The organism is Oceanospirillum sp. (genome assembly GCF_982874595.1).
Genome location: NZ_CEYNZH010000001.1, coordinates 169,408 through 193,523, shown reverse-complemented (window position 1 = coordinate 193,523; position 24,116 = coordinate 169,408). Strand labels below are relative to the sequence as shown.

The following is a 24,116-nucleotide window of genomic DNA, read 5'->3' as shown; positions in this document are numbered from 1 at the left end:
GCGGCTTAAAATAGGCTCGAAAGCCTGCTCGGATATTCGATGAGCGCTTGCCTGAACCTTTGCCTGAATGACTGGAATGCTATGGAAGTCACACACCTTATTGATGCTCTGAATGACGCGCAACGTGAAGCCGTCACCGCCCCTGCCCAACATATGCTGGTTCTGGCCGGTGCCGGGAGTGGCAAGACACGGGTTCTGGTGCATCGGATTGGTTGGCTGATTCAGGTTGAGGGCGTATCACCCCACAGCATTATGTCGGTGACCTTTACCAATAAAGCCGCAGCAGAGATGCGAACCCGTCTGGAAGCGTTACTGGGCCTGCCGATGCGTAACTTCTGGGTCGGGACTTTCCACGGTATCGCCCATCGTCTGCTACGTACCCACTGGCGTGATGCCAAGCTGCCGGAAAACTTCCAGATTCTCGATTCTGATGACCAGCTGCGCCTGATCAAGCGTCTGATGAAAGATCATGGTATTGATGATGAGCGCTGGCCTCCCCGACAGGTTCAGGGGTATATCAATGGTCAGAAAGATGAAGGCCGTCGTGCCGGTTACTTTATGGATACCGGTGACCGTTTTACCGCGACGATGAATCATCTTTATAGTCTTTATGAAGAACATTGTCAGCGTACCGGGCTGGTGGATTTTGGCGAACTGTTGCTGCGGGCCCACGAGTTATTGCGGGATAATCCTCTGCTTCTGAAACACTACCAAGACCGATTCCGTCACATTCTGGTGGACGAGTTTCAGGATACCAACACTATCCAGTATGCATGGCTGCGTTTGCTGACATCCGGTAGTAACAACTTACTGACTGTGGTCGGGGATGATGACCAATCAATCTATGGCTGGCGCGGTGCCAAGGTCGAGAATATTCATCAGTTTGCCGATGACTTTGCCGACAGTAAGACGGTTCGGCTGGAGCAAAACTACCGTTCCACAGGTACCATTCTGGAAGCGGCGAATAGCCTGATCGCTAATAATTTTGACCGCATGGGTAAAGAGCTCTGGACCGAAGGTAACGAAGGTGAGCCTATCTCTCTGTACGCGGGGTTCAATGAGCAGGATGAAGCGCGCTTTATTGTTGATACCATCGAGAAGTGGGTGCAGGAAGGGGGCACCCGTTCCGAAACGGCCATTCTCTACCGATCCAACGCACAGTCACGGGTACTTGAAGAAGCTCTGATTCGTGCCGGAAGTCCCTATCGTATCTATGGTGGTCAGCGTTTCTATGAGCGACTGGAAATCAAAAATGCCCTAGCCTACCTTAGGTTGATTCAGAGCCGTAATGACGATGCAGCTCTGGAGCGTGTGATCAATACGCCAACCCGTGGCATCGGTGCTAAAACCATCGATACCCTGCGTGAACTGGCCCGTAACGAAGGTTGCTCTTTGTGGGAAGCCGCTGGGCACTGTATCGCCAACAAGATTTTGCCTGCACGGGCGTTGTCCGCATTGAGTGGTTTTATGGCATTGTTGGACCAGCTGGAGGATTCCGCCCATGAACTTAGTTTGCATGAGCTGGTTGACCATGTGAATGAAACCACAGGTCTGGTGGAGTTTCATCGTCAGGAAAAAGGCGAAAAAGGCCAGGCCCGGGTAGAAAACCTTGAGGAATTGGTCACCGCAGCCCGTGGTTTCACACCTGCGGAAGATCCTGCGGCAACCGATGAAGATGAAGGCGCAGATACCCTGATTATGCTGCAGAGCTTCCTGTCGGAAGCAGCACTGGATGCCGGCGAGCAGCAGGCGGATGAATATGAAGACGCGGTACAGCTGATGACACTCCACTCCGCCAAAGGTCTGGAGTTTCCGCTGGTGTTTATGGCGGGTGTGGAAGAAGGTCTTTTCCCGCATAAAATGTCGATGGAAGATCCTTCCCGACTGCAGGAGGAACGTCGTCTCTGCTATGTGGGTATCACCCGTGCCATGCAGAAGCTTTACATTACTTATGCTGAGATGCGTCGCCTGCACGGGCGCGAAACCTACAACACCCCTTCCCGCTTTGTGCGTGAGATTCCAGACCGACTTCTGGAAGAAGTGAGGTTACGGGGCCAGATCTCCAAACCCGTCACCAGTAGCCGTCCCGGTTCTCAGTGGAAACCGACAGAAGCACTGGATAGCGGTGGGGATGGTCCTACACTGATGGTAGGGCAGCGGGTGAATCATGCTGTTTTTGGTGAAGGCATTGTACTAAATTACGAAGGTCAGGGACCAAAAGCCCGCATTCAGGTCAGTTTTGACAGTGAAGGCGAAAAATGGCTGATGGCAGGTTTTGCCAAACTGGAAGCGCTGTAAGTGCCTTGCAAAGGTCTCAGAGGCGGCTCGACCGGTGGCATTAACGGACAGATTGACCAAAGAAGATACGTCCGCGATAACCCTGTTTAAAAAAGGGCTATCAATGAGAAAAAATGCCTCTGGAATGGGCGTTTAACTCTGTTGATGATTGATAACTCCGGAATAGTGTAACCCGACAGAAAATCTGATAATTTTAATTGGGATACACTAAAAAAATGAAAACAAGAATATAAAAAATCAGGAGCTAATAAGCATGAAGCGTCGTGAGTTTGTTACCGCACTGGGTGTGGGCGCAGCAGGTGCTGTACTGGCTGGTTGTACCGGTTCTGAATCGGGCAGCGAAAAACAGCAGGCCAGCGCCAAGCAGGAAACGATCAAATGGAAGATGGTGACTACCTGGCCGAAGAACTTCCCGGGTCTGGGTACTGCAGCGAATAGTCTTGCAGAAAAGATCACCAAAATGAGTGGCGGTCGTCTGGAAGTTAAAGTGTATGGTGCCGGTGAGCTGGTTCCTGCATTTGGCGTGTTTGATGCCGTATCCAGTGGCACCGCACAGATGGGACATGGTGCTTCTTATTATTGGAAAGGTAAGGCACCGGCGGCTCAGTTCTTTGCGGCAGTACCTTTTGGTCTGAACGCACAGGAAATTGCCAGCTGGATCTACTACGGTGGCGGTATTGAGCTGTGGAAAGAAGTTTATGAGCCGTTCAACCTGATTCCTACTGCAGTAGGTAACACAGGTGTTCAGATGGCGGGTTGGTTCAACAAAGAGATCAACTCCCTTCAGGACCTGAAAGGTCTGAAAATGCGTATCCCGGGCCTGGGTGGTGAAGTGATTAACCGTGCTGGCGGTACAGCGGTAAGCCTGCCGGGTTCCGAGTTGTTTACCTCTCTGCAGACTGGTGCCATTGATGCGACCGAATGGGTTGGCCCATACAACGATAAAGCCTTCGGTCTGTATAAAGCGGCTAAATACTACTACTACCCAGGCTGGCATGAGCCAGGTACCGTTCTGGAAGGTATGCTGAATAAGCAGGCGTTTGAAGCGCTGCCAGCAGACTTGCAGGAAGTGGTTATGGTTGCGACCCGTGCGGCTAACCAGGACATGATGGACGAGCTGACGTACCGTAATGCTCTGGCTCTTAAAGAGCTGGTTAACGATCACGGTACAGAACTGCGTGAGCTGCCTTCCGATGTTTATCAGGAGCTACGCACCATCTCAGACGAAGTGGTGTTTGAAGAAGCGAAGAAAGACGATCTGTCACGTCGCATCTACGATTCTTTCATGAACTTCCGCAGTCTTTCTGAGGAATATCAGAAGATTTCTGAGTACGCCTATCTGCACGGTCGTATGATGACCAGCAAATAAGCTGATATCTTTTCGCCTCCTTCCGGGAGGTGAAAAAAAAAGAGGCCGGTTTAACCGGCCTCTTCTTTTTGTCATACCTGACATTTTACCCTATCAGGACTCCGGAACTGCCCGGATACGTCCGTTAGCGTCGATCGCCACCATCACAAATTTAGCGTCGGAGACTTTGAACATCTCCAGCTCATCACTTTCAAACGGTGGTTGAATCCAGGCTTCAACACGGACGCTGATTGAGCTATGGCCCACCTCTTCCACATGGGTATAGATACCCACCGTTGAACCAATACGAATCGGGCAGAGAAAATCCATCTCACTGATAGCAACGGTTGCTGTCCGACCTTTAGCCAGTTTGCCTGCGCTGATCTCAGCGGCCAGGTCCATTTGAGAAACCAGCCAGCCCCCGGCGATATCACCGTAAATATTCGTGTCCTGAGGTGTTGCCGCAATTTTTAGCGTCAGATCACCCAGCGGTGAAGGAATATCCTCAATATTATCCACGTTGCTCATTAGCTTTTCTTATTTGTCTGAGTGGGTTTGTCAGGTAGACCTGAATAAATGAACTCTGGTTCGTGTTGCGTTGTTACCGATTAACAGCAGGTTCATGGATCTTAAGTCTGTCAGGCGCAGACTATCACTAAATCCTTTAACTATCACTATTCCCTATGACTGTTCGGGCAGTTGATGGCAGAGGCTGTGGTATTTAACGGAGCGGCTTAAGAGTAAAATCAGAGACAGGCTATTGATTGATAAAGTGAGTTACAAAAAGAGTTTGTGAGCTAAATATGACATTCATATAACTGTCACAAAGCGTCCCTATAGTTATCCCCATCGCAAGACGACTGAGTTAACAAAATCTTATCTGGTAACAGAAAATCGGACGTAATGTTCAGGAGATAACATGAAAATGAAGAAGATGATTGCAGCGGTATCTATCGTTGCTGCAAGTGCTGTAACAGCAACCGTAGCCAACGCTGCAGCGGAACTGGATTCAGGCCTGCCGGTTTACAAAAAAGCGAGCGGCGTGTCCGGTAACCTGTCTTCCGTAGGTTCTGATACCCTGGCAAACCTGATGACACTGTGGGCTGAAGAGTACAAGCGTACCTACCCTAACGTGAATATCCAGATTCAGGCAGCGGGGTCTTCTACTGCGCCACCAGCTCTGACCGAAGGTACCGCTAACCTGGGTCCAATGAGCCGTAAAATGAAAGATAAAGAGCTGGAAGCTTTTGAAAACAAACATGGCTACAAGCCGGTACCGGTACCAGTAGCGATCGATGCTCTGGCAGTGTTTGTACACAAAGATAACCCAATCAAAGGTATGAGCATCAAAGATGTTGATGCTGTGTTCTCTTCTACCCGTAAGTGTGGTGCGGCAAACGACGTATCAACCTGGGGCGATCTGGGTCTGACCGGTAACTGGGACAACCGCAGTGTTCAGCTGTTTGGTCGTAACTCGGTATCCGGCACCTACGGTTACTTCAAGAAGAAGGCCCTGTGTAAAGGTGACTACAAGAACAGCGTAAACGAGCAGCCAGGTTCTGCTTCTGTTGTTCAGTCTGTGAGTACCTCTATCAATGCGATCGGTTACTCGGGTATTGGTTATAAAACATCCAGTGTTCGTGCGATTCCTCTGGCTAAGAAAGAGGGTCAGCCGTTCATTGAAGCAACACCTGAAAACGCTGTAACCGGTAAATATCCACTGTCCCGCTTCCTGTACGTTTACGTGAACAAGAAGCCTAACCAGCCGCTGCAGCCACTGGAACGTGAATTCATCAAAATGGTGATGTCTAAGCAGGGTCAGGAAGTGGTTGTGAAAGACGGCTACATCCCTCTGCCGGCTGCAGTCGTTGAGAAAACGCTGAAGGCTCTGGACATCAAATAATCCGGGCCGGATAGACGTAAACAAGGATGTTCAGCGCTAATGTGCTGAAGAATAAGCTGAAGAAAGGGCGGGCGCTGAGTCTGCCCTTTTTTCTATCCCGTTGAACGCCTGTCTGGTGTCATACAACTGTCATATAAGTGCAGTATTTTTTCCGCTATGAAAGAAAATAGCCCAAACGCCCCTGTAATCGATTTTGATACTCCGGCACTTCGTATGCACCGGAAGATCAGATCGTACAAAGACAAAGTTGCCGAAGTTGGTGTCGGTGTTGGTGGTATTAGTGTGATCGTTGCGATCCTGCTGATCTTCCTTTACCTGATGTATGAGGTTGTACCTCTGTTCAAATCGGCGAGTGTTGAACCTGTTGCGGAGTACCAGGTACCTGCGACCTCTGTACGTCCCGATGACGCGAAAACCCTCTATCTGGCAACAGAAGAGCAGGGAGAAGTGGCGATTCGTCTGACAAGTGTCGGCGAAGTCGTTTTCTTCAACGCTGCTAATGGCCAGGTGATTGATCGCGTGCAACTCAACTTGCCGGAAGGCGTTGAAGTGACATCGGTACAACCCGAAGGACCCGCGTCCACGCTAATGGCTGTTGGCCTGTCTAATGGTAACCTGCTGATTATCCGGGATCGTTATCGTATTACTTACCCGGACAATGAGCGTCTGATCACGCCCCGCATCGAATACCCTTACGGTGAAGAACCTATCGTAATCAGCGAAGCGGGCCAGGCTGTTAATAAAGTTGCTATCAGTGATGCAGAAGAAAGCATGCTGATATCTGCAGTAACTGCAGACAAGAAAGCGCACATGGTGCAGTACCTGAAAGAAGAATCTCTTTTTGGTGACGAAGTTACCCTGACGCGGAACGAAATTACTCTGCCGGTTGTTGAAGGCAACCTGCACAGCATTCTGATCTCACCGGATCAGCAGTGGGCGTATCTGGCCAGTGATAAAGGCACGATTGATGTGCTGGATTTGCGGGACAAAGATGAGCCTAAACTCAATGCGCGCCTGAAAGTTACCGAGCAGAACAGTGAGATTGGCGATGTCACCTTCCAGCTGGGCGGAATCTCAGTACTGGTGGGCGATAAGACAGGTCACCTGTCGCAGTGGTTCCTGGTTCGCGATGCGCAGAACGAATGGGCGCTGACAAAGATCCGTAGTTTTGACCATGACGCCACACCGGTTGAGCTGATTATTCCCGAGCACCGCCGTAAAGGTTTCCTGATGATGGATGCCAAGGGTGAGTTGGGTATCTACAGCACCACGGCACACCGGACAATGCTGACTGAAAAATTGCTGGATCAGAAACCGGTTGTCGCCGCGATCAGCCCCCGTGCGGATCTGCTGATTATCCAGCGCCAGGACAATGTGATTCAGACCTTTGAAGTGCACAACGAGCACCCTGAGGTTTCCTGGAAAGCATTGTGGGACAAAGTTTGGTACGAAAGTTATGAAGAGCCGGAATATACCTGGCAGTCTTCGGCTTCCACCAATGACTTTGAGCCTAAGTTCAGCCTGATGCCACTGGCATTCGGTACTCTAAAAGCCGCTTTCTACGCCATGATCGTGGCAACACCGCTGGCAATTTGTGGTGCTGTCTTTACGGCTTACTTTATGGCACCAGCTATGCGTCGCAAAGTGAAGCCGATCATCGAACTGATGGAAGCACTGCCAACGGTTATTTTGGGCTTCCTGGCGGGGCTGTTTTTGGCACCCTTTGTCGAAGGCAATCTACCGGGTATCTTCGCACTCCTGCTACTTTTGCCGCTGGGTATGGTGGCCTTTGGCTTCGCCTGGGCACAAATGCCGGACAAAGTTCGTCACGCCATTCCTGATGGTTGGCAGGCCGCTCTGTTGATCCCCGTGGTGCTGCTGGTGAGCTGGTTTGCTCTGGGTATGAGCTCGCATCTTGAAATTGTTCTGTTTGGTGGCGATATGCGCACCTGGCTGAGCAACGATCTGGGCATTCCTTTCGATCAGCGTAACGCGCTGGTGGTCGGTCTGGCGATGGGCTTTGCGGTGATTCCGACGATCTTCTCGATTACTGAAGATGCGATCTTCGCAGTGCCTAAGCACCTGAGTTATGGCTCGCTGGCGCTGGGTGCGACTCCGTGGCAAACCCTGACCCGCGTAGTACTGCCTACGGCCAGTCCGGGGATCTTCTCCGCGGTCATGATCGGTATGGGTCGTGCGGTTGGTGAAACCATGATCGTACTGATGGCCACCGGTAATACGCCGATTATGGACGCTAATATCTTTGAAGGTATGCGGACTCTGGCAGCCAATATTGCGGTGGAAGTACCTGAATCTGAAGTGGGTAGCTCTCACTATCGAATCTTGTTCCTCGCAGCCTTCGTGCTCTTTATGTTTACCTTTGTTGTGAACACGATTGCTGAGATGGTTCGTCAGCGACTGCGCAGAAAATACGGCGCTCTGTAAGCGATCCAGGAGAGAAAGGAAAAAGTTATGCGTGAATCTTTTGGTAGCTGGGCCCGTAGTGGTTCCCCCTGGGTCTGGCTTAATGCAGGGGCCGTAGCGATCAGTGTGGTGATGGTTATTGGCCTGCTGATATTGATTGCTGCCCGTGGTCTGGGTCACTTCTGGCCTGCCTCCATTCTGGAAGCGGAAGTGCGCTCAGGCGACACCGCCTACCATCTGGTGGGTGAAAAAGTTGAAACCGTGTCGGTCCCTGTTGAACAGGTACAGGCTGCGGGTATTAAACTGGAAAGTGATGAAGAAACAGTTGAGCGTTACCTGATCAAAACCGGTAACCGCGATGTTTATGGTTCAGACTTTCGCTGGGTTCTGGCGCCTTTTGTTCAGGAAGTGACTTACCCGGAAAACCTGATCGCTGTTGAGCGTCGTGAGTGGGGTAACTTTTACGGTTATCTGCTGGCGCTGAAAGAAAAAGGCGAAACGGTAGCCGTTCAGGCTGCTGGCGAAAATGGCATCTGGTCTGAGTTTGAAAAGCGTATTGAACGTGCTCTGAATATTCATGATGAGATCTACCAGATCGAAAAGCATGAGATTGGGCGCATCAACTACACCATCGAACGACTACGCCTGAAGCAGCGCCGTCTGGAACTGGATGGTCAGGATACGCCGGCGGCAATTGCAGAGATTGATGCGGAACGTGCGGTGCTGAACGCGGAATATGAAGTTCTGCAGAAGCAGTTGGCCGATCTGTACGTTGAGGCTAACCGCGACAGCTTTGTCGCTAAAGCAATGAATGGCAGTGAAGTTGAAGTTTCCCTGAGCAAGGTGGTGCGTGCTTATCAGCCAAACCGTATGGGTGTGATGGAGAAGATGGGTTTCTATGGTGCGAAACTGTGGGAATTCCTGAGCGATGAGCCTCGCGAAGCGAACACGGAAGGCGGTATCTTCCCGGCGATCTTCGGCACCGTCATGATGGTGATCCTGATGTCGATTCTGGTAACGCCATTTGGTGTGGTCGCGGCAGTCTATCTGCGTGAGTACGCCAAGCAGGGCTTTATTACCCGGATGATCCGTATCGCGGTAAACAACCTGGCTGGTGTTCCTTCCATCGTATACGGCGTGTTTGGTCTGGGCTTCTTCGTTTACTTCCTGGGTGGCCATGTGGATGAGATGTTCTTCCCGGAAGCGCTGCCGGCACCAACTTTTGGTACACCGGGTCTGATGTGGGCTTCCCTGACGCTTGCACTCTTGACTGTACCGGTTGTGATTGTAGCTACTGAAGAAGGTCTGGCCCGAATCCCACGCTCGGTACGGGAAGGTTCTCTGGCGCTGGGTGCAACCAAAGCAGAAACCCTGTGGCGTGTGGTACTGCCGATGGCAAGCCCTGCCATGATGACTGGTGTGATTCTGGCCGTTGCCCGTGCCGCAGGTGAGGTAGCCCCGCTGATGCTGGTAGGTGTTGTGAAACTGGCACCGAGTCTGCCGCTGGATGGTAACTATCCGTTTATCCATCTGGATCAGAAATTTATGCACCTGGGCTTCCATATCTACGATGTGGGCTTCCAGAGTCCGAACGTTGAAGCAGCCCGCCCATTGGTTTATGCCACTGCACTGCTGCTGGTGATTGTGATTGCTCTGCTTAACCTGAGTGCTATCGCTATCCGTAACCATCTGCGTGAGAAGTACAAGTCTCTGGAGATGTAACTCCGCTTGGCCTCGGATTGAATCTGTGCCGCTGGATTAAGCCGGCGGCACTTAATAAACCGATTAGCCACTGGCAGAAACGCAGTTAGACTGAATAACGAATTAAAGAGAGTGTTCCTATGGAAGCTCAGACTGAAAAGACAACTACCGCAGTGCCGGTAAATGCTGAAACGGCAAACACAGTAACAGGTTCTGATATGACTGAAACTCAAAACGTGACCGGCACTCAGGATCAAACAGCCGCACACGAAACCAAAAGCCATAGTATCGATATTAGCTCTATGAACCGTGGTGACGGTGCTGCACTTTCTCTGGAACAGGAAACGACCTGTCTGGAAGTGCGCAATATGGATCTGTACTACGGTCAGAAGCAGGCGCTGTTTGACGTCAATATGACGATTCCTAAGCAGCGTGTAACCGCGTTCATTGGTCCGTCAGGTTGTGGTAAATCCACACTGCTGCGTAGCCTTAACCGCATGAACGATCTGGTTGATGGCTGCCGTATCACCGGTGAAATCAACATGGAAGGTCAGAACATCTACCAGAAAAACGTCGATGTGGCTGAGCTGCGTCGCCGTGTCGGTATGGTGTTCCAGAAGCCAAACCCTTTCCCAAAATCCATCTACGAAAACGTGGCTTATGGTCTGCGTATTCAGGGCATCAACAAAAAGCGTGTGCTGGATGAAACCGTAGAATGGGCGCTGAAATCTGCAGCCCTGTGGGATGAGGTTAAAGATCGTCTGCATGAGAGCGCATTGGGCATGTCCGGTGGTCAGCAGCAGCGTCTGGTGATCGCCCGTACCATCGCGGTAAAACCTGAGGTGTTGCTGCTGGATGAACCGGCATCGGCACTGGATCCTATCTCCACGCTGAAGATCGAAGAGCTGATCTATGAGCTGAAAGATAAGTTCACCATTGCTATCGTAACCCACAACATGCAGCAGGCGGCGCGTGTTTCTGACTACACCGCCTTTATGTATATGGGTAATCTGATTGAGTTTGGTAACACTGATATGCTGTTTACCAACCCGAAAGAGAAGAAAACCGAAGACTACATCACTGGTCGTTACGGTTAACAGATAACCCGGGCGAAGCTGTTTCAGCTTCGCTTTCCGGTTTCTGGCCGGTTATTTGACCATCGATTTTGTAACGTCTCACTGGTTTTTAACTCACCCTTGCCCCTCTCCAGACTAGGCCAAGGGTTAAAACGCATATAAAGGTATTGCCATGGAAATCACAACTGAAACCCATAGCCATCACATTTCCCAGCAGTTCAACAACGAGCTGGAAGACCTGAAAACCCACCTGCTGGCCATGGGTGGCCTGGTAGAGAAACAGGTTCAGGACGCCATCTACGCACTGACCGAAGGCGACAGTGCTGTTGCGGAAGAGGTTCGTGCCAACGACCGTAATATCAACGAGATGCAGATCAGCATCGATGAAGAGTGCACCCGCATTCTGGCTCGTCGTCAGCCTGCCGCCAGTGACCTTCGTCTGGTGATGGCGGTAACCCGCGCGACTTCAGATCTGGAGCGCATCGGTGATGAGGCTTCTAAAATTGCCCGTCATGCGATTCAGTTGGCAGAAGAAGGTGAGCCGCCACGGGGTTATATCGAAACCCGTCATATCGGTAATCATGTTCGCAATATGGTGAAAGATGCTCTGACCTCTTTTGCCCGTTTCGATACTGATCTGGCGCTTTCGGTCGCTCAGGAAGATAAAGCGGTGGATCTGGAATACCGCTCAGCAATGCGTGCATTGGTGACTTTTATGATGGAAGACCCGCGCTCTATCAGCCGTGTGCTGAATGTGATCTGGGTATTGCGTGCATTAGAACGTATTGGTGATCATGCTGATAATATCGCTGAGTATGTGATCTATCTGGTGAAGGGGATGGATGTTCGTCACTCATCGCCTGAAACCATTGAGCAGCGCCTGAGCAACGAGTAGCTTATCGGCATAACAGATACTGTCTGTTCAGTACCTCATCGAAATTCTTGTATAACGGGTTTCTTTGATGGCAAAAAAGGAGCTTCGGCTCCTTTTCTGTATCTGGGCGTTTCTTTTTGCTCTGGCTAAAAACTGTCAATTTCCACTTCCTGATTGATTAAAAAGTGTCATTTACCCCCCTGTTTTGTCAAAACAACATCGGCTGGAACTTTATTACCACTTGCAGGTAGAGTTAATATCCCTGCGGGAGCTTTGTGCGTAAATCGGGCTGCTTCCGATTGAATGATTAATGCTTAAACTGAGGTTTTATGACACATATCTTTTCAGGCCCCGCTGCCATTGCTGCAGGTTTTCGGCTGATCACTACACCGGGTATGAAGCGTTTTGTTCTGGTGCCTCTGTTAAGTAACATTGTGATTTTATCGGCTTTTATCTGGTTTGTTCTGGGGCTACTGGGTGGCTGGGTAGACAGTCTGGTCGCTACTCTTCCGGACTGGCTGAGTTTTATGAGCTGGTTGCTGTGGCCTTTGGCGCTGGTTGCGATTCTGGGGTTTGTTGTCTATGGCTTTAACGCCACCACAGCTCTGATTGCTGCTCCCTTTAATGGCCTCTTAGCGGAGAAAGTAGAGCTCAAATTGCGGAATGGCCAGGTTAGCTTTCCTGCTGAGACCTTCTCTGAAATGGCGATACGTTCGTTGCAGCGAGAGCTGCAGAAACAGTGGTTTTTCCTCAAGCGGGTTCTCTTGCTTGTGATTATCAGTTTTATACCCGTTGTTAATCTGATAAGCCCAGTTTTGTGGTTCCTGTTTTCAGTTTGGATGCTGTCTGTTCAGTATATGGACTATCCGATGGATAACCATAAAATTGACTTTCATGCGATGCAGCGGCGTCTGAAGCAGAATTGGTGGCACTCGCTCAGTTTTGGAATGGTGTGCTATCTGCTGATGTTTGTCCCCTTCATCAACCTGATCTTTATGCCGGCAGCGGTTGCTGGTGCAACCTGGCTTTGGGTCCGGCAGGTGTCCATCTATCCTGATGAAGCACTTGCGCTACCGACTGGCATGAAGGATATCTGAGAGAATTATGAAAACCGCCCGAATACTTGTTGTTGATGACGCCAAATTTACCCGTGACCTGATGGTTAAAGCGGTAAAGGCAGAATATCCCCAGTTTGAAGTAGAAACCGCTCAGGATGGCCGTAAGGCCCAAAAAATACTGGAAGTCGGTCGCTTCGATCTGGTGCTATGTGATTGGGAGATGCCGGAGATGTCCGGTATCGAGTTGTTAAGCTGGTTACGTGAACATGATGACAGCCGCAACAAAAATGCGCCTTTTATCATGGTGACCTCCCTTGGGGATAAAGAATACGTTGTGGAGGCTGCTCAGCATGGTGTAACAGACTATGTGACTAAGCCGTTCAACAATGACCAGCTGATCAATAAGGTAACCAAACATCTGGTTAAGTCCGGAATCATCTCCCGTGAAGAGCTTGCTGAGATCATGAATCGCCGCAACCGGGTTATGGGCGGTGGAAGCATGGCTGATGTACTGACCAGTAAGCAAGGTATGCAGCACGCACCCTCTTCTTCATCGGGTCCCCGTCGTGTCAGGGGCAAGGCGATGCTGATGTTCGGGGAGAATAAACTTCCGGTGGTGATTCGTGAGCTGAACACTCAGGAAGTCGTCGTTATGGCTAAAAGAGGGCAGGCTATTCCTGAACTGTTTGAAGAGCTGTCCGTCGGTTTTATCGCCGGTCAGGGTGAGCAGCAGATGCGCCTGACCACTAAAGGCAGCGTGATCATGCTGCAGGCCCAGGAAAAACGAACCAACGCAGAAGCGGTCTACGTTGGTGTGCGTTTTATCGATATGGACCCGAAGTCAGGGCAGTTACTGTCGAAAATCATCGCCCGACTGAGCAGCTAGGTCTGAGAGTTCAGGACTGCGGGCCGGCGCATCAAGTTGCTGTCTGGCTCCCTCCCCTGGCCAGACCAGCCTGAGGTCGGGGAAAATACAGGTAAAGCGTGTGCCTTTACCGACTTCACTCTTAATATCCAGTTTGGCGTTATGCCTCAGTAGAACATGCTTCACAATCGCCAGTCCGAGGCCCGTGCCCCCGGTTTCAGCAGAACGTCCTTTATCGACCCGGTAGAAACGCTCCGTCAGACGTGGCAAGTGGCGGGCGTCGATACCTTCACCGTTATCTTCAACAATCAGAACGGCCCCTGTGCTTTGCGGAAGTTCCTGCCAGGTCATACTGATCGTTGATCCGGGCGGTGTGTATTTCACGGCATTAAACACCAGATTCGAAATAGCGCTACGTAGTTCGTTTTCAGAACCAACAACCTGAGCCTGAGTGTGCAGGTCGATCCGGATAACGTGCTCTTTATCGCCGCTGAGTAACTCGGCATCCTGGCGGATGCTCTCCAGCATAACGCCAATTTCAATATGTTGTTGCTGACCTTCGATATCGGTGGTTTCCAGTCGGGAAAGTAGCAGAAGGTCATTGATAATATTCTGCATGCGCCGGGACTGTTGCTGCATCTGGTTGGTCGCGCGTCCCCAGCGTGGTGGTAACTGATCACTGTAATCGGCAAAGGTTTCCAGATAGCCGTTGATCACCGTCAGAGGGGTTCTCAGCTCGTGAGATACATTGGCAACGAAGTCTTTGCGCATCTGTTCCAGGCGATAAAGGCGGGTGATATTACGCACCAGCATCAGTCGCTCATTGCGGCCGAAAATGGTGATCTGGTACTCCAGCATCAGGTTATCATCCATGGGTGAAGTCAGTACCAGAGGGTCCTGATAATCCTGCTTGTCGTAATAACTGATAAAGCGTGGATCCCGCAGTAAGTTGGTTAAGGCCTGACCTTTATCTGAGGGCGAGCGAAAACCGAGCAGACCCTCGGCGGCACGGTTCCACCATTCCAGACAGCCGTGCTGGTCAATCATGACAACGGCATCACGCAGCGCACCACTGGAGCGTTGTACTTTGTTGATAATTTCTGTCAGACGCTGTTGTTGTTGCTGGTAGCGACGCTGATGGCGATACATCTTGTCGAAGAGGTATCCCCAGATGCCCCAGCTTTCCGGTGGCTCTTCATTGGCATTGTGTTCCAGCCAGTAGTCGAGGCGTTGTAAAAAGCGCAGTGCGAAAACAATGTAGATTCCCATCACGGATGTCAGCGCCCAGGCGATAGAGCCTGAAAGCCAGCCAATGACCGCTGCAAACAAGGCGATGTAAACGATCCGTGTGAGTTCAGCTTGCCAGATTGGAGTCACAAGCGATTACCTTACTTCTTGCCCGTGGAAGCTGAACCATTGGGAAAACGGCCTGATCCGCAGTGACAGATCAGGCCGTTTCAGTGTTCAGCAGTTGATTGCTCTGGTATCAGACCTTAACGGAAAAACGATAACCTGTCCCGCGTACCGTCTGAATCAGTTGTTCATGTTTATCCCCCAGTGCTTTACGCAGGCGACGGATATGAACATCGACGGTCCGTTCTTCAACATACACGTTACCGCCCCATACCTGATCCAACAGCTGGTTACGGGTGTACGCCCGTTCCTGGTGAGTCATAAAGAACTGCAGCAGACGGAACTCTGTCGGGCCGATCTCCAGTGGTTCGCCATCGGAGGTGACGCGGTGGCTGGCCGGATCCAGAATCAGGCCATCCACATTAACCGGGTCTTCAATACCTTTAGGCGTAGTCCGGCGCAGAACAGCTTTTAAGCGGGCAACCAGTTCCCGTGGAGAAAAGGGCTTGGTGATGTAATCATCTGCCCCGGCTTCCAGCCCCTGAACTTTGTTATCTTCTTCACCTTTGGCGGTTAGCATGATTACCGGTGTTTCCGCGGTGACCGGGTCGCGTTTCAGGCGGCGGGCCAGTTCGACACCACTGGTTCCGGGCATCATCCAGTCCAGAAGAATAAGGTCCGGGCGTTTGTCGATTACCATCGCATGGGCCTGCTGAGCATTTTCTGCTTCCAGACAGGTGTAGTCTGCCATCTCAAGGGCAACCGCGATCATTTCCCTGATCGGGGCTTCGTCATCTACAATCAGGACGGTTTTTCCTGTCATTTCCGTGTTCCCGTCTAAGTCGGTTATGTCATCAGTAATACCGTTATTACAGCGAGTAAATATGACAATAAGATGACATGATGACGTTTGTGTGAACTTCTTGCGGATACCGGCAGCTGAACTCTGATTCGTCAGATGCGGGTTACTTCAGAGCATAGTCCAGAATAATGCCCAGCAAAATAAGCATCCCAACCCAGTGATTGTTCAGAAAGGCTTTAAAACAAGCTTCTCTTTTGCGGTGGAACGTCAGTTTTGCCTGATAGACAAACAGCGCAATAGCAGCGGTAAGCCCGGTATAAAACCAAGGCCCCAACCCTTTTTCGGCGGCAACAATCAGCAGCGCGATAACGGCCAGCAGCTGCAGTAACGCAATAATGTGCCGGTCCAGTTCGCCGAACAGAATGGCGGTGGATTTGACTCCGATTTTGACATCATCGTTACGATCGACCATGGCATATTGAGTGTCGTAAGCGACGGTCCAGAGCATTTTGGCGGTGAACAGTAGCCAGGCTTCAACCGGAACGCTATTGGTCTGCGCGGCATAGGCCATGGGAATGGCCCAGGAGAACGCGGCCCCCAGTACAACCTGTGGCAGATGGGTATAGCGTTTCATAAAGGGATACATAAAAGCGAGCATGATCCCGCCTAAAGACAGTAGAATCGTCAGCGGGTTGGTCATCAGAACTAACCCGAATGAGATCAGTCCCAGCACAATAAAGAGTGCTATCGCCTCTTTCGCAGTGACGTCGCCTGTAGCCAACGGTCGTGCTTTGGTGCGTTCCACATGACCATCGATTTTTCGATCGGCAAAGTCGTTAATGACGCAGCCTGCAGCCCGCATGCTGTAAACACCCAGAACAAAAATCACCAGAACGTCCCAATCCGGTACGCCTTCTGCCGCGATCCAGAGCGCCCACAGGGTTGGCCAGAGCAGCAGATAGGTACCGATGGGGCGGTCGATCCGCATCAGTTTGATGTAATGGGGAAACTGCTGCTGAATAAAGGCAATGGATGACATCAGAAGATTCCTCAGCTTGTGCTTGGGCAATATCAGTAAATTACGGGGCAATCAGCGAGTCAGGTGCAGATAATCGCGGAACGGCTCCAGAAACAGTTCAGTAACCAACAGTGGTGCCTGACCAATTGCAAAGGTTGAGCGTCTGCCCCAGATAAAAGGCGCACAGAAATCAGGATGGCTCCGGGTGATCTCCTGAGAGGTGCGTCGGGTGTGGGCATTCTTGAACAGTACGCTACCCAAAGAGCGGTTGCCGAGCAACATCAGGTGACGATTACCCTGATTCAGCGTCGACAGCGGAATAACCGTACGGGCGAATACCCAGGGCTGGTTAACGCCATGGAGTATCACTTGCCGCACCAGTGCATGCTCCTGAGGCCCTATGCCCAGTACTTTGCATTCATTCAGTGCAGGCTTTAACAGACGCTGCTGTAAAAGCTGAACACGGAATTGCTGGTCGCTGATCTGAGTCAGGCGTTTTGTCAGTGAAGTGCTGTCTGTGAGCCAGTCAAGCCACGCCATATCCGGTTGCGCTTTTCCCGGTGTATGGGGACGCGTCCAGTTGAGTTGTTCCCATTCCGGGCGGGATGCTGCCCGCAGAGATGTCAGTTGCTGTGGATCCAACACATGCCTCTTTATTCCATCTTTTGAAGGTGTGGAATTCTATCACAGACCGGGAAAAAACCTTTGCATCCCGCATGGCAGGCTGATTAAATGTTTGCGGTCTTATACGGATTAAACAGCAATAATAAAGAGGATAACGCATGCGTAAGCCTGAACTGGCAGCAGCCATCGCGGAAAAAGCGGAGCTGTCTAAAGATAAAGCGAATGAAGTTCTGAATGCGATGTTGGATGAGATCACTGGTGCGGTAGCCAAAGGTGATTCTGTATCTCTGATCGGTTTCGGTACTTTCTCTGTACGAGAGCGTAGTGCTCGTAAGGGTAAAAACCCTCAGACTGGTGAGCCGATGGATATTCCGGCAAGCAAGACGGTTGGCTTCAAAGTTGGTAAGAAACTGAAAGATGCTGTTGACTGCTAAGCCATAGAGTTAATAAAAAAACCCGCAATGCATAACACTGCGGGTTTTTTTATATCTGATGTGAGGTTGATTGCCCTGCCCCCCTGAAAAGCAGAGTCTTGCAGGTTCAATCGCTTCGTCCTATTTGCTGGCTTTTTCCAGCATTTCCGCCAGAGTATTGAGCTCTTCGTTGAAGCTGCTGATATCGGCAACGGCTTCTTCGATTTTGGATCTTTCCAGATGCAAACGGCTCAATACGGTTTCCGGTAACTTGCCAAGCCGGACCTCTCCATCACTTTGTACCAACTGGTTTACAATATAGAGCAGGTTCGCATACTCATGATGCAGGCCTTCGTAAGAGGCGTTGTGCAGGTGACGGATTGCACTGCAAACCTCATCCGGAATCCCCCAGGTCTGAAACAGGAAGCTGCCAATCTGCTCTCTTGTAATACCGAACAGAAAGCGTTCGATATACATTGCAGGTACGTGAGGATTGGCTTCCTGATAGCGGCAGTAAAGCGAGAAATACGGTGGAAACACCTCTGCAATAATCAGATAACCAAAGTTATTCACCAGCCCGGACAGGTAACTCAGACCGACAAAAGGCCGGTGTGCTGCGGGTATCTGTTTTACTAATCGCTCCATCAGCATCGCTTTCATTACGGCTTCGCGCCAGTAGTTGCGGTAGCCGAAAACACCATCGCTGGGCATTTTGATATTCTTACCCATCGACAAACCCAGCGAGAGGTTCATGGTCAGGTCAAAACCCAGTACCCGAATCACGGCATCTTCAATAGAGCGAATTTGTCCGGGCAGGCCGTAATAGGGCGAGTTTGCCCAACTGATCACCTGTGATGCCAGGCTTGGATCAGACTCCACAATAGATGCCAGTTCTTCTGCTCCGGCGTTCTCATCAGCCCGTAACATAATGATGTTATGGGCACTTAGCGGCAGGGGTGGAATTTCGATGCTTTCCGCCAGGCGAGTACGAATGCGGCGGGATGTGATGGTTTCTACGGCCGCCTTAATTTCCATCTCATCCTGATCAACAGCGGTCAAATTCGGACGAATTGATACCAGAGGGATCGCAAACTGCTCAATACGTGAACAGTTACTGAAGGCTTCGATCAGCGCTTTATACTCATCGCTGGAAAACTCCAGCAGCCAAGCCGGGTCACCGGATTCGGTAAAGACGGTCTCGTTATCGAAGCAGCGGGCATCCACAACCAGATCGTAGTCGATTGCTTCAGGTATCGCCGGGACGGATTGTATTTTCTTGCGTTTCAGAAGGGCGTGTTTGGCATCCGGAGAGATGGCACGATAGTTCTGATAGAGCTTCATATCCAGCAGGCAGTGTGCCGGAAAAGCAAACAGATGGCGAACACCATCAGGATCTTCCAGAACCGAGGATCGAACCAGCTGCTTGGCTGTGGCCCGGTTACGTGGAACCAGTCGGCTTTTGATGAGCTGAGGAAAGTCTTCCGATGAAACGGACTGAGACATACTCTCCTTAAGGGACTGAACTAATCCTTGAAGGGACATGGTGAACTCCAACTAAAAACTCCTGTAATTATACCTACTATGCCTTACAGCACGATATATGAACATGATTTAAAACATGTATTTTCAATGGGTTAATCAATAATTCAGGATTAAACCTGAGCGTATTGCTCTGCCCCTCCCAGCCAACGTTCAACCAAGGGACTCAGGTTCTCAGGGTAGTGCTGAATCAGCTGATTTGCTGCATTATTGACTTCATTGAGCAGGTACTGGTCCCGAACCAGATCGGCAATTTTCATCTGAGCCAAGCCTGTTTGCCGGGTTCCGAGTACTTCCCCTGGCCCCCGTAGCTCAAGATCTTTTTCAGCAATCTTAAAGCCGTCCTGTGTTTCCCGCATCACAGCAACACGGGCTTTACCATTTTTTGATAAAGGCGTGTGATAAAGCAGAACACAATAGCTTTGCTGATCTCCACGACCCACACGACCCCGCAGCTGGTGCAATTGGGACAGGCCCAGACGTTCCGGGTTCTCAATCACCATTAACGTGGCATTGGGTACATCAACGCCGACTTCAATAACGGTTGTGGCGACCAGAAGTTGCAGTTCATTCGCTTTAAACCGGGCCATAATATCGGCTTTTTCCTGGGCCTTCATACGTCCGTGAACCAGGCCGACATTGAGTCCCTGAAGACGTGTTTGCAGGTCCTCAAAAGTGGATTCAGCCGCCTGACATTGCAGCGCTTCAGAATCTTCAATCAAAGTGCAGACCCAGTAAGCCTGTTTACCCTGATAGCAGGCTGCAGCGATACGCTGAATAATCTCATCCCGACGGGTATCGGCCAGAGCAACCGTCTCAATCGGTGTTCGCCCGGGTGGTAGCTCATCGATAACCGACGTATCCAGGTCTGCATAAGCACTCATCGCCAGTGTTCGGGGGATCGGTGTGGCGGTCATAATCAGCTGGTGGGGATATAAATCGCCCTGTTGTCCTTTTTCACGCAGGCTAAGCCTTTGATGTACCCCGAACCTGTGTTGTTCATCGACGATAATAAGTCCGAGTTTTTCAAAAATGACACTCTCCTGAAACAGTGCATGGGTGCCCACAACCATAGGGGCTCCTCCTGCGATCTGCTCCAGCTGAGTCTGACGGGCTTTGCCTTTTAATTTGCCTGCCATCCAGGCGACATTAATGCCCAATGGTGCAAACCATTGAGTGAAGTTATTAAAGTGTTGTTCAGCAAGGATCTCAGTGGGTGCCATTACCGCAACCTGAAAACCAGCCTCAATGGCCTGAAGCGCAGCCATCGCAGCCACCAGTGTTTTTCCGGCGCCGACATCACCCTGAACAAGCCGTAGCATGGGGCTGCCCTGCTGGATATCCTGCCGTATCTCTTCTATTACCCGGTTTTGAGCCCCAGTGAGAGGAAACGGGAGCTGATTCAGCAGTTGCTGACTGAGCATTCCCGTGCTGTGGAACACCGGGGCTGTGTGGTGCTTGTGTTGCTGCCGCAGCTTTAGCAGGCTGAGTTGTTGGGCGATCAGTTCTTCCAGGATCAGCCGATGCTGACTGGGGTGTTTGTAGTCCTTCAGATCATAAACCGGTGCATCCGGTGGCGGTTCATGCAACAGCAGTAGGGATTCTTTGAGCGATGGCAGATTAGGAAACAAGCTTTGGGGGAGCCAATCAATGACCTCAGCCTGCTTCAGCTCCTGGAGGGCAAGATGAATCAGCTGGCGCAGTCGGTTCTGGGTCAGTCCCTCCGTCAGGGGGTAAATAGGCGTCAGATGATCATCCATCTCAAGGGGCTGATCCTGCGCCACCAGCCGATATTCCGGATGGTACAGCTCAAGACCACTGGCGCCCGGTCGGGCTTCGCCATAACAACGAACCAGGGCCCCCTTCTGAAACTGATTTTTCTGTGCCATATTGAAATGAAAGAAACGTAACGTGATGCTGCCTGTGCCGTCGGAAAGGCGCACCACTAATGCTCTGCGACGACCTTTCGTGACATCTGCCAGAGCAACCTGCCCGACAATGACAACCTCGTCTCCACGACGAACGGACCCCATGGGAGTGACCCGTGTCCGGTCCTGATACCGTAAAGGGAGATGGAACAGCAGATCTTCGACAGAATGAATCCTCAGTTTGGCCAGTTTTTCTGCTAATGCGGCACCAACACCCTTCAGTACTGTGACCGGCTGTGAGAGCTGATCTGAGCCCAGTCCTGTTTTTTTAACAACAGGGTTGGCTACAGTTTTTATAGCGGTTGATGTGGTTGGCATATTCTGTCCATCTGCTGGGTGAGGCGATATTTATCCGGTAGTTACCTGGCACGCTTTGCTTGTATTATGGTCAGACCTATCAGGGAGACAGGTTAACGTTGGTTGCTATAACCTCAGAAAAAGATGGCAAAGGATGCGTGCTGGCCTATCTGTCAGACGCCGGTTTAATCAGATAATAGAGATTCCCGGGGAGAGAAGAAAGATGAGTGCTCAGGAGATTTTGATCGTAGGATGCGGTGATATTGGCAGTCGTACTGCCCGTCGACTGCTTACACAGAACCATCAGGTACACGGTGCCCGCCGAAATCCCGATAATCTGCCCGATGGTGTTCAACCCGTTAGATTGGATGTTGCCGAGCCTGAATCCTGGCAGGAATTGACGCTTAAACCTGACTACATTATCTATTCGGTAGCTGCCGGAGGCTTTTCTGAAGCGTTTTATCAAAGTGCTTACGAGGCAGGCGTTAAGCAGATGCTGCGCTGGCTTAAAAAAATCAAACACACGCCTAAGCATATTCTCTTTGTTTCCAGCACCAGTGTTTATGGCCAGACTGAAGGCGAAACGGTTGATGAGACGACCGTGCCGCAACCTTCCGGGTTTGCCGGCAGTATCATGTTGAAAGCGGAAGACGCCCTGCGTAAAAGCGGACTGAACCACAGCTGTGTGCGTTTCTCAGGAATTTATGGTCCGGGCCGGGATATGTTGATTCGCCAGGTACGTCAGGGCCGCATTGCGCCTGAAGTACCGGTGAAATACACCAACCGTATTCACAGTGAAGATTGTGCCGGTGTGCTGGCGCATCTGATTGCTATGACTGAATCCGGCAAAACTCCTGAGACGGTTTACCTGGCCACTGACAAAGGCTCTGTTCCTCTGTTTGATGTGATGAACTGGATGGCTGATGTTCTTCAGGTAACCCCTACTGAGGTCGTTGAATCGCCCACCCGTCGCCGCACCAGTAAAATCTGTGACAACCGCTTACTGCTGAGTACCGGCTATGAATTCACCTACCCGACCTATCGGGAAGGCTATCTTGAAGCGCTGAAGAAGGTTAAGCAGGAGATTGCTGAAGAAAAAGTGCAATAAAAACTCGGATGAACGGCTGTGGGCCGTTCAGGTGCTTCATTACCAAGAAATATTTTTTTATATCACAGTGTAAATTGTGACCCGCTGGTCGCCAATAAACGTATAAACTAGTCAATACCCTGCCATTGAATCCCCTGTCAATCTATAGGATGCGATAAATGCTGTTTCATAACCGGAAACTACAGTCCCGAATAGAAGTGCTTGAAGAGGAGCTGGAAGCTTTTCACGATATGAAACGTGACCTTCAGTCAGAAATGCTGAACTTTTCGCTGGATAAGCGCGGTACGTTTCTGAATGCCAATACCCTTTTTCTTGAGTCTTCAGGTTACCTGCTTAGCGAGCTGACAAGTAAGAGACTGATGGATATTGTGTCCGAAAAGTCTGCAAAAAAAGATTACTGCCAACTGATGATTGACGCTATTCATTCCGGTAAACACTGGCATGGTGCACTTCAGCTGATAACCAAAGACGGCACAGAAGCCTGGTACCGTGCGATTATTCAGCCTGTAAAAGACGTCAAAAAGCAGGTGATCGAGCATACGGTTTATGCGGTAGAGCTGACGCGAACCATCTCTCACTCCCGAGAGCAGGAGGATATGATAACTGCCCTTAATCGGTCCTCCGCGGTTATCGAGTTTAGTCTCGATGGTATTATCCTTGACGCTAACGATAATTTCCTCAAGGCGATGGATTACAGAAAAAGTCAGATTGTTGGCCAGCACCATAGAATATTCTGCAGCTCCGAAGAGAGCGGATCAGAAGAATATCAGGCTTTCTGGCGCAGGCTGGCATCCGGCACCTATGTTTCAGGCCGTTTTAAACGCTTTGATAGTCATGGCAATATCGTCTGGCTTGAGGCCAGTTACAATCCGATTCATGATGCAAGCGGTGAGCTTTACAAGGTGGCTAAATTCGCCACTGTCATCACCGAACAAATGAACCGCGAGCAGGCAATCTCTGAAACTTCTGAGATTGCTTATGAGATATCCAGGAAGACTGACGCAGATACCTCTGAGGGTATTCGGGTTTTGGAATCGACCATTGCAACGATGAATGAGTTGTATGCCCAGATGCAGGAGGCCAGTAAAGGTGTTTTTGAACTGGATGCCCAGTCGATTAAGGTATCGGATCTGGTTGAAAGCATTCGCGGCATCGCTGAACAGACTAATTTGTTAGCTCTTAATGCGGCGATTGAGGCTGCGCGGGCCGGAGAACAAGGCCGAGGCTTTGCTGTCGTGGCTGATGAAGTGCGTCAACTGGCATCGCGAACCAGCTCAACAACAGAGCAGATTATTACTGTTGTTTCAGAAAATAAGCAGCTGACCCAGGATGCGGTGAGCCTGATTGAGGAAAGTTTGAAGAAAATCAGCGAGGCGATGGAGCTTTCCAACCAGTCCGGCCGGGTGATGGGCGATATACAGTCAGGGGCGCGTCAGGTTGTCGAGGCTGTTGGCGAGTTTAAAAAGAATCTCTGACTCCGGACACCT

General features: G+C 50.7%; 19 protein-coding genes and 1 pseudogene. 13 read left to right on the top strand and 7 right to left on the bottom strand.

Annotation, left to right across the window (positions count from 1 at the left end; genetic code table 11):
• The first annotated feature begins 39 nt into the window (after positions 1-39).
• Positions 40-2,298: a DNA helicase II gene (gene uvrD / locus AC4GL5_RS00870; protein WP_490380893.1), complete on the top strand. Its 2,259-nt coding sequence runs from the start codon at positions 40-42 to the stop codon at positions 2,296-2,298.
• Between the two features lie 253 nt (positions 2,299-2,551).
• Positions 2,552-3,667: a TRAP transporter substrate-binding protein gene (locus tag AC4GL5_RS00865; RefSeq protein ID WP_490380892.1), complete on the top strand. Its 1,116-nt coding sequence runs from the start codon at positions 2,552-2,554 to the stop codon at positions 3,665-3,667.
• A gap of 93 nt (positions 3,668-3,760) precedes the next feature.
• On the opposite strand, the gene AC4GL5_RS00860 is transcribed toward AC4GL5_RS00865, so the two are convergent.
• Entirely contained in the window at positions 3,761-4,174 is a 414-nt protein-coding gene (locus AC4GL5_RS00860) for an acyl-CoA thioesterase (RefSeq protein WP_490380891.1), read from the bottom strand.
• A gap of 391 nt (positions 4,175-4,565) precedes the next feature.
• On the opposite strand from AC4GL5_RS00860, the gene AC4GL5_RS00855 reads away from it, so the two are divergent.
• The 7 genes from AC4GL5_RS00855 to AC4GL5_RS00825 all read left to right on the top strand — a co-directional run bounded on the left by AC4GL5_RS00855 (position 4,566) and on the right by AC4GL5_RS00825 (position 13,568).
• Positions 4,566-5,549: a PstS family phosphate ABC transporter substrate-binding protein gene (locus AC4GL5_RS00855; protein ID WP_490380890.1), complete on the top strand. Its 984-nt coding sequence runs from the start codon at positions 4,566-4,568 to the stop codon at positions 5,547-5,549.
• Between the two features lie 156 nt (positions 5,550-5,705).
• Positions 5,706-7,994, top strand: a complete 2,289-nt coding sequence (locus tag AC4GL5_RS00850; protein ID WP_490380889.1) for an ABC transporter permease subunit — start codon at positions 5,706-5,708, stop codon at positions 7,992-7,994.
• Between the two features lie 27 nt (positions 7,995-8,021).
• Entirely contained in the window at positions 8,022-9,695 is a 1,674-nt protein-coding gene (pstA, locus tag AC4GL5_RS00845) for a phosphate ABC transporter permease PstA (protein ID WP_490380888.1), read from the top strand.
• A gap of 197 nt (positions 9,696-9,892) precedes the next feature.
• Entirely contained in the window at positions 9,893-10,771 is an 879-nt protein-coding gene (pstB, locus tag AC4GL5_RS00840; protein WP_490380987.1) for a phosphate ABC transporter ATP-binding protein PstB, read from the top strand.
• A gap of 151 nt (positions 10,772-10,922) precedes the next feature.
• Positions 10,923-11,645, top strand: a complete 723-nt coding sequence (gene phoU, locus AC4GL5_RS00835; RefSeq protein ID WP_490380887.1) for a phosphate signaling complex protein PhoU — start codon at positions 10,923-10,925, stop codon at positions 11,643-11,645.
• A 308-nt stretch (positions 11,646-11,953) separates the two neighbouring features.
• Positions 11,954-12,721, top strand: a complete 768-nt coding sequence (gene cysZ, locus AC4GL5_RS00830; RefSeq protein ID WP_490380886.1) for a sulfate transporter CysZ — start codon at positions 11,954-11,956, stop codon at positions 12,719-12,721.
• Positions 12,722-12,728: 7 nt separating this feature from the next.
• Complete coding sequence (locus tag AC4GL5_RS00825) at positions 12,729-13,568, top strand: response regulator (protein ID WP_490380885.1); 840 nt, start codon at positions 12,729-12,731, stop codon at positions 13,566-13,568.
• Here the strand turns inward: AC4GL5_RS00825 and phoR are convergent.
• From phoR to AC4GL5_RS00805, 4 genes are all read right to left on the bottom strand, one after another.
• On the bottom strand, positions 13,533-14,924 hold the full coding sequence (gene phoR, locus AC4GL5_RS00820; RefSeq protein ID WP_490380884.1) for a phosphate regulon sensor histidine kinase PhoR: 1,392 nt from the start codon (positions 14,922-14,924) through the stop codon (positions 13,533-13,535). The genes AC4GL5_RS00825 and phoR overlap by 36 nt on opposite strands.
• Positions 14,925-15,033: 109 nt before the next feature.
• Complete coding sequence (gene phoB / locus AC4GL5_RS00815; protein ID WP_490380883.1) at positions 15,034-15,723, bottom strand: phosphate regulon transcriptional regulator PhoB; 690 nt, start codon at positions 15,721-15,723, stop codon at positions 15,034-15,036.
• A gap of 142 nt (positions 15,724-15,865) precedes the next feature.
• Positions 15,866-16,741, bottom strand: a complete 876-nt coding sequence (gene ubiA / locus AC4GL5_RS00810) for a 4-hydroxybenzoate octaprenyltransferase (RefSeq protein ID WP_490380882.1) — start codon at positions 16,739-16,741, stop codon at positions 15,866-15,868.
• A gap of 51 nt (positions 16,742-16,792) precedes the next feature.
• Positions 16,793-17,362: a chorismate--pyruvate lyase family protein gene (locus AC4GL5_RS00805; RefSeq protein WP_490380881.1), complete on the bottom strand. Its 570-nt coding sequence runs from the start codon at positions 17,360-17,362 to the stop codon at positions 16,793-16,795.
• A gap of 140 nt (positions 17,363-17,502) precedes the next feature.
• Between AC4GL5_RS00805 and AC4GL5_RS00800 the strand changes: the two genes are divergently transcribed.
• The gene (locus AC4GL5_RS00800) at positions 17,503-17,778 is read left to right on the top strand and encodes an HU family DNA-binding protein (protein WP_078319698.1); all 276 of its coding nucleotides are present in this window, start codon (positions 17,503-17,505) and stop codon (positions 17,776-17,778) included.
• Positions 17,779-17,898: 120 nt separating this feature from the next.
• Here AC4GL5_RS00800 and AC4GL5_RS00795 read toward each other — a convergent pair whose 3' ends face one another.
• Together AC4GL5_RS00795 and recG are read right to left on the bottom strand one after the other, a co-directional pair.
• Positions 17,899-19,260 carry an HDOD domain-containing protein gene (locus AC4GL5_RS00795; protein WP_490380880.1) on the bottom strand — a complete coding sequence of 454 codons (1,362 nt, stop codon included), beginning with the start codon at positions 19,258-19,260 and terminating at the stop codon, positions 17,899-17,901.
• Positions 19,261-19,409: 149 nt separating this feature from the next.
• On the bottom strand, positions 19,410-21,542 hold the full coding sequence (recG, locus tag AC4GL5_RS00790; protein WP_490380879.1) for an ATP-dependent DNA helicase RecG: 2,133 nt from the start codon (positions 21,540-21,542) through the stop codon (positions 19,410-19,412).
• Between the two features lie 202 nt (positions 21,543-21,744).
• Between recG and AC4GL5_RS00785 the strand changes: the two genes are divergently transcribed.
• The 3 genes and pseudogenes from AC4GL5_RS00785 (at position 21,745) to AC4GL5_RS00775 (ending at position 24,104) form a co-directional block, all read left to right on the top strand.
• Positions 21,745-22,629 (top strand): SDR family oxidoreductase, encoded by an 885-nt coding sequence (locus AC4GL5_RS00785; RefSeq protein WP_490380878.1) that lies wholly within the window; start codon positions 21,745-21,747, stop codon positions 22,627-22,629.
• 158 nt (positions 22,630-22,787) lie between these two features.
• Positions 22,788-23,570, top strand: a pseudogene (locus AC4GL5_RS00780) (PAS domain-containing protein); the annotation flags it as partial.
• On the top strand, positions 23,565-24,104 hold the full coding sequence (locus AC4GL5_RS00775) for a methyl-accepting chemotaxis protein (RefSeq protein WP_490380986.1): 540 nt from the start codon (positions 23,565-23,567) through the stop codon (positions 24,102-24,104). The pseudogene AC4GL5_RS00780 and the gene AC4GL5_RS00775, both read left to right, overlap by 6 nt.
• Positions 24,105-24,116: the final 12 nt, after the last annotated feature.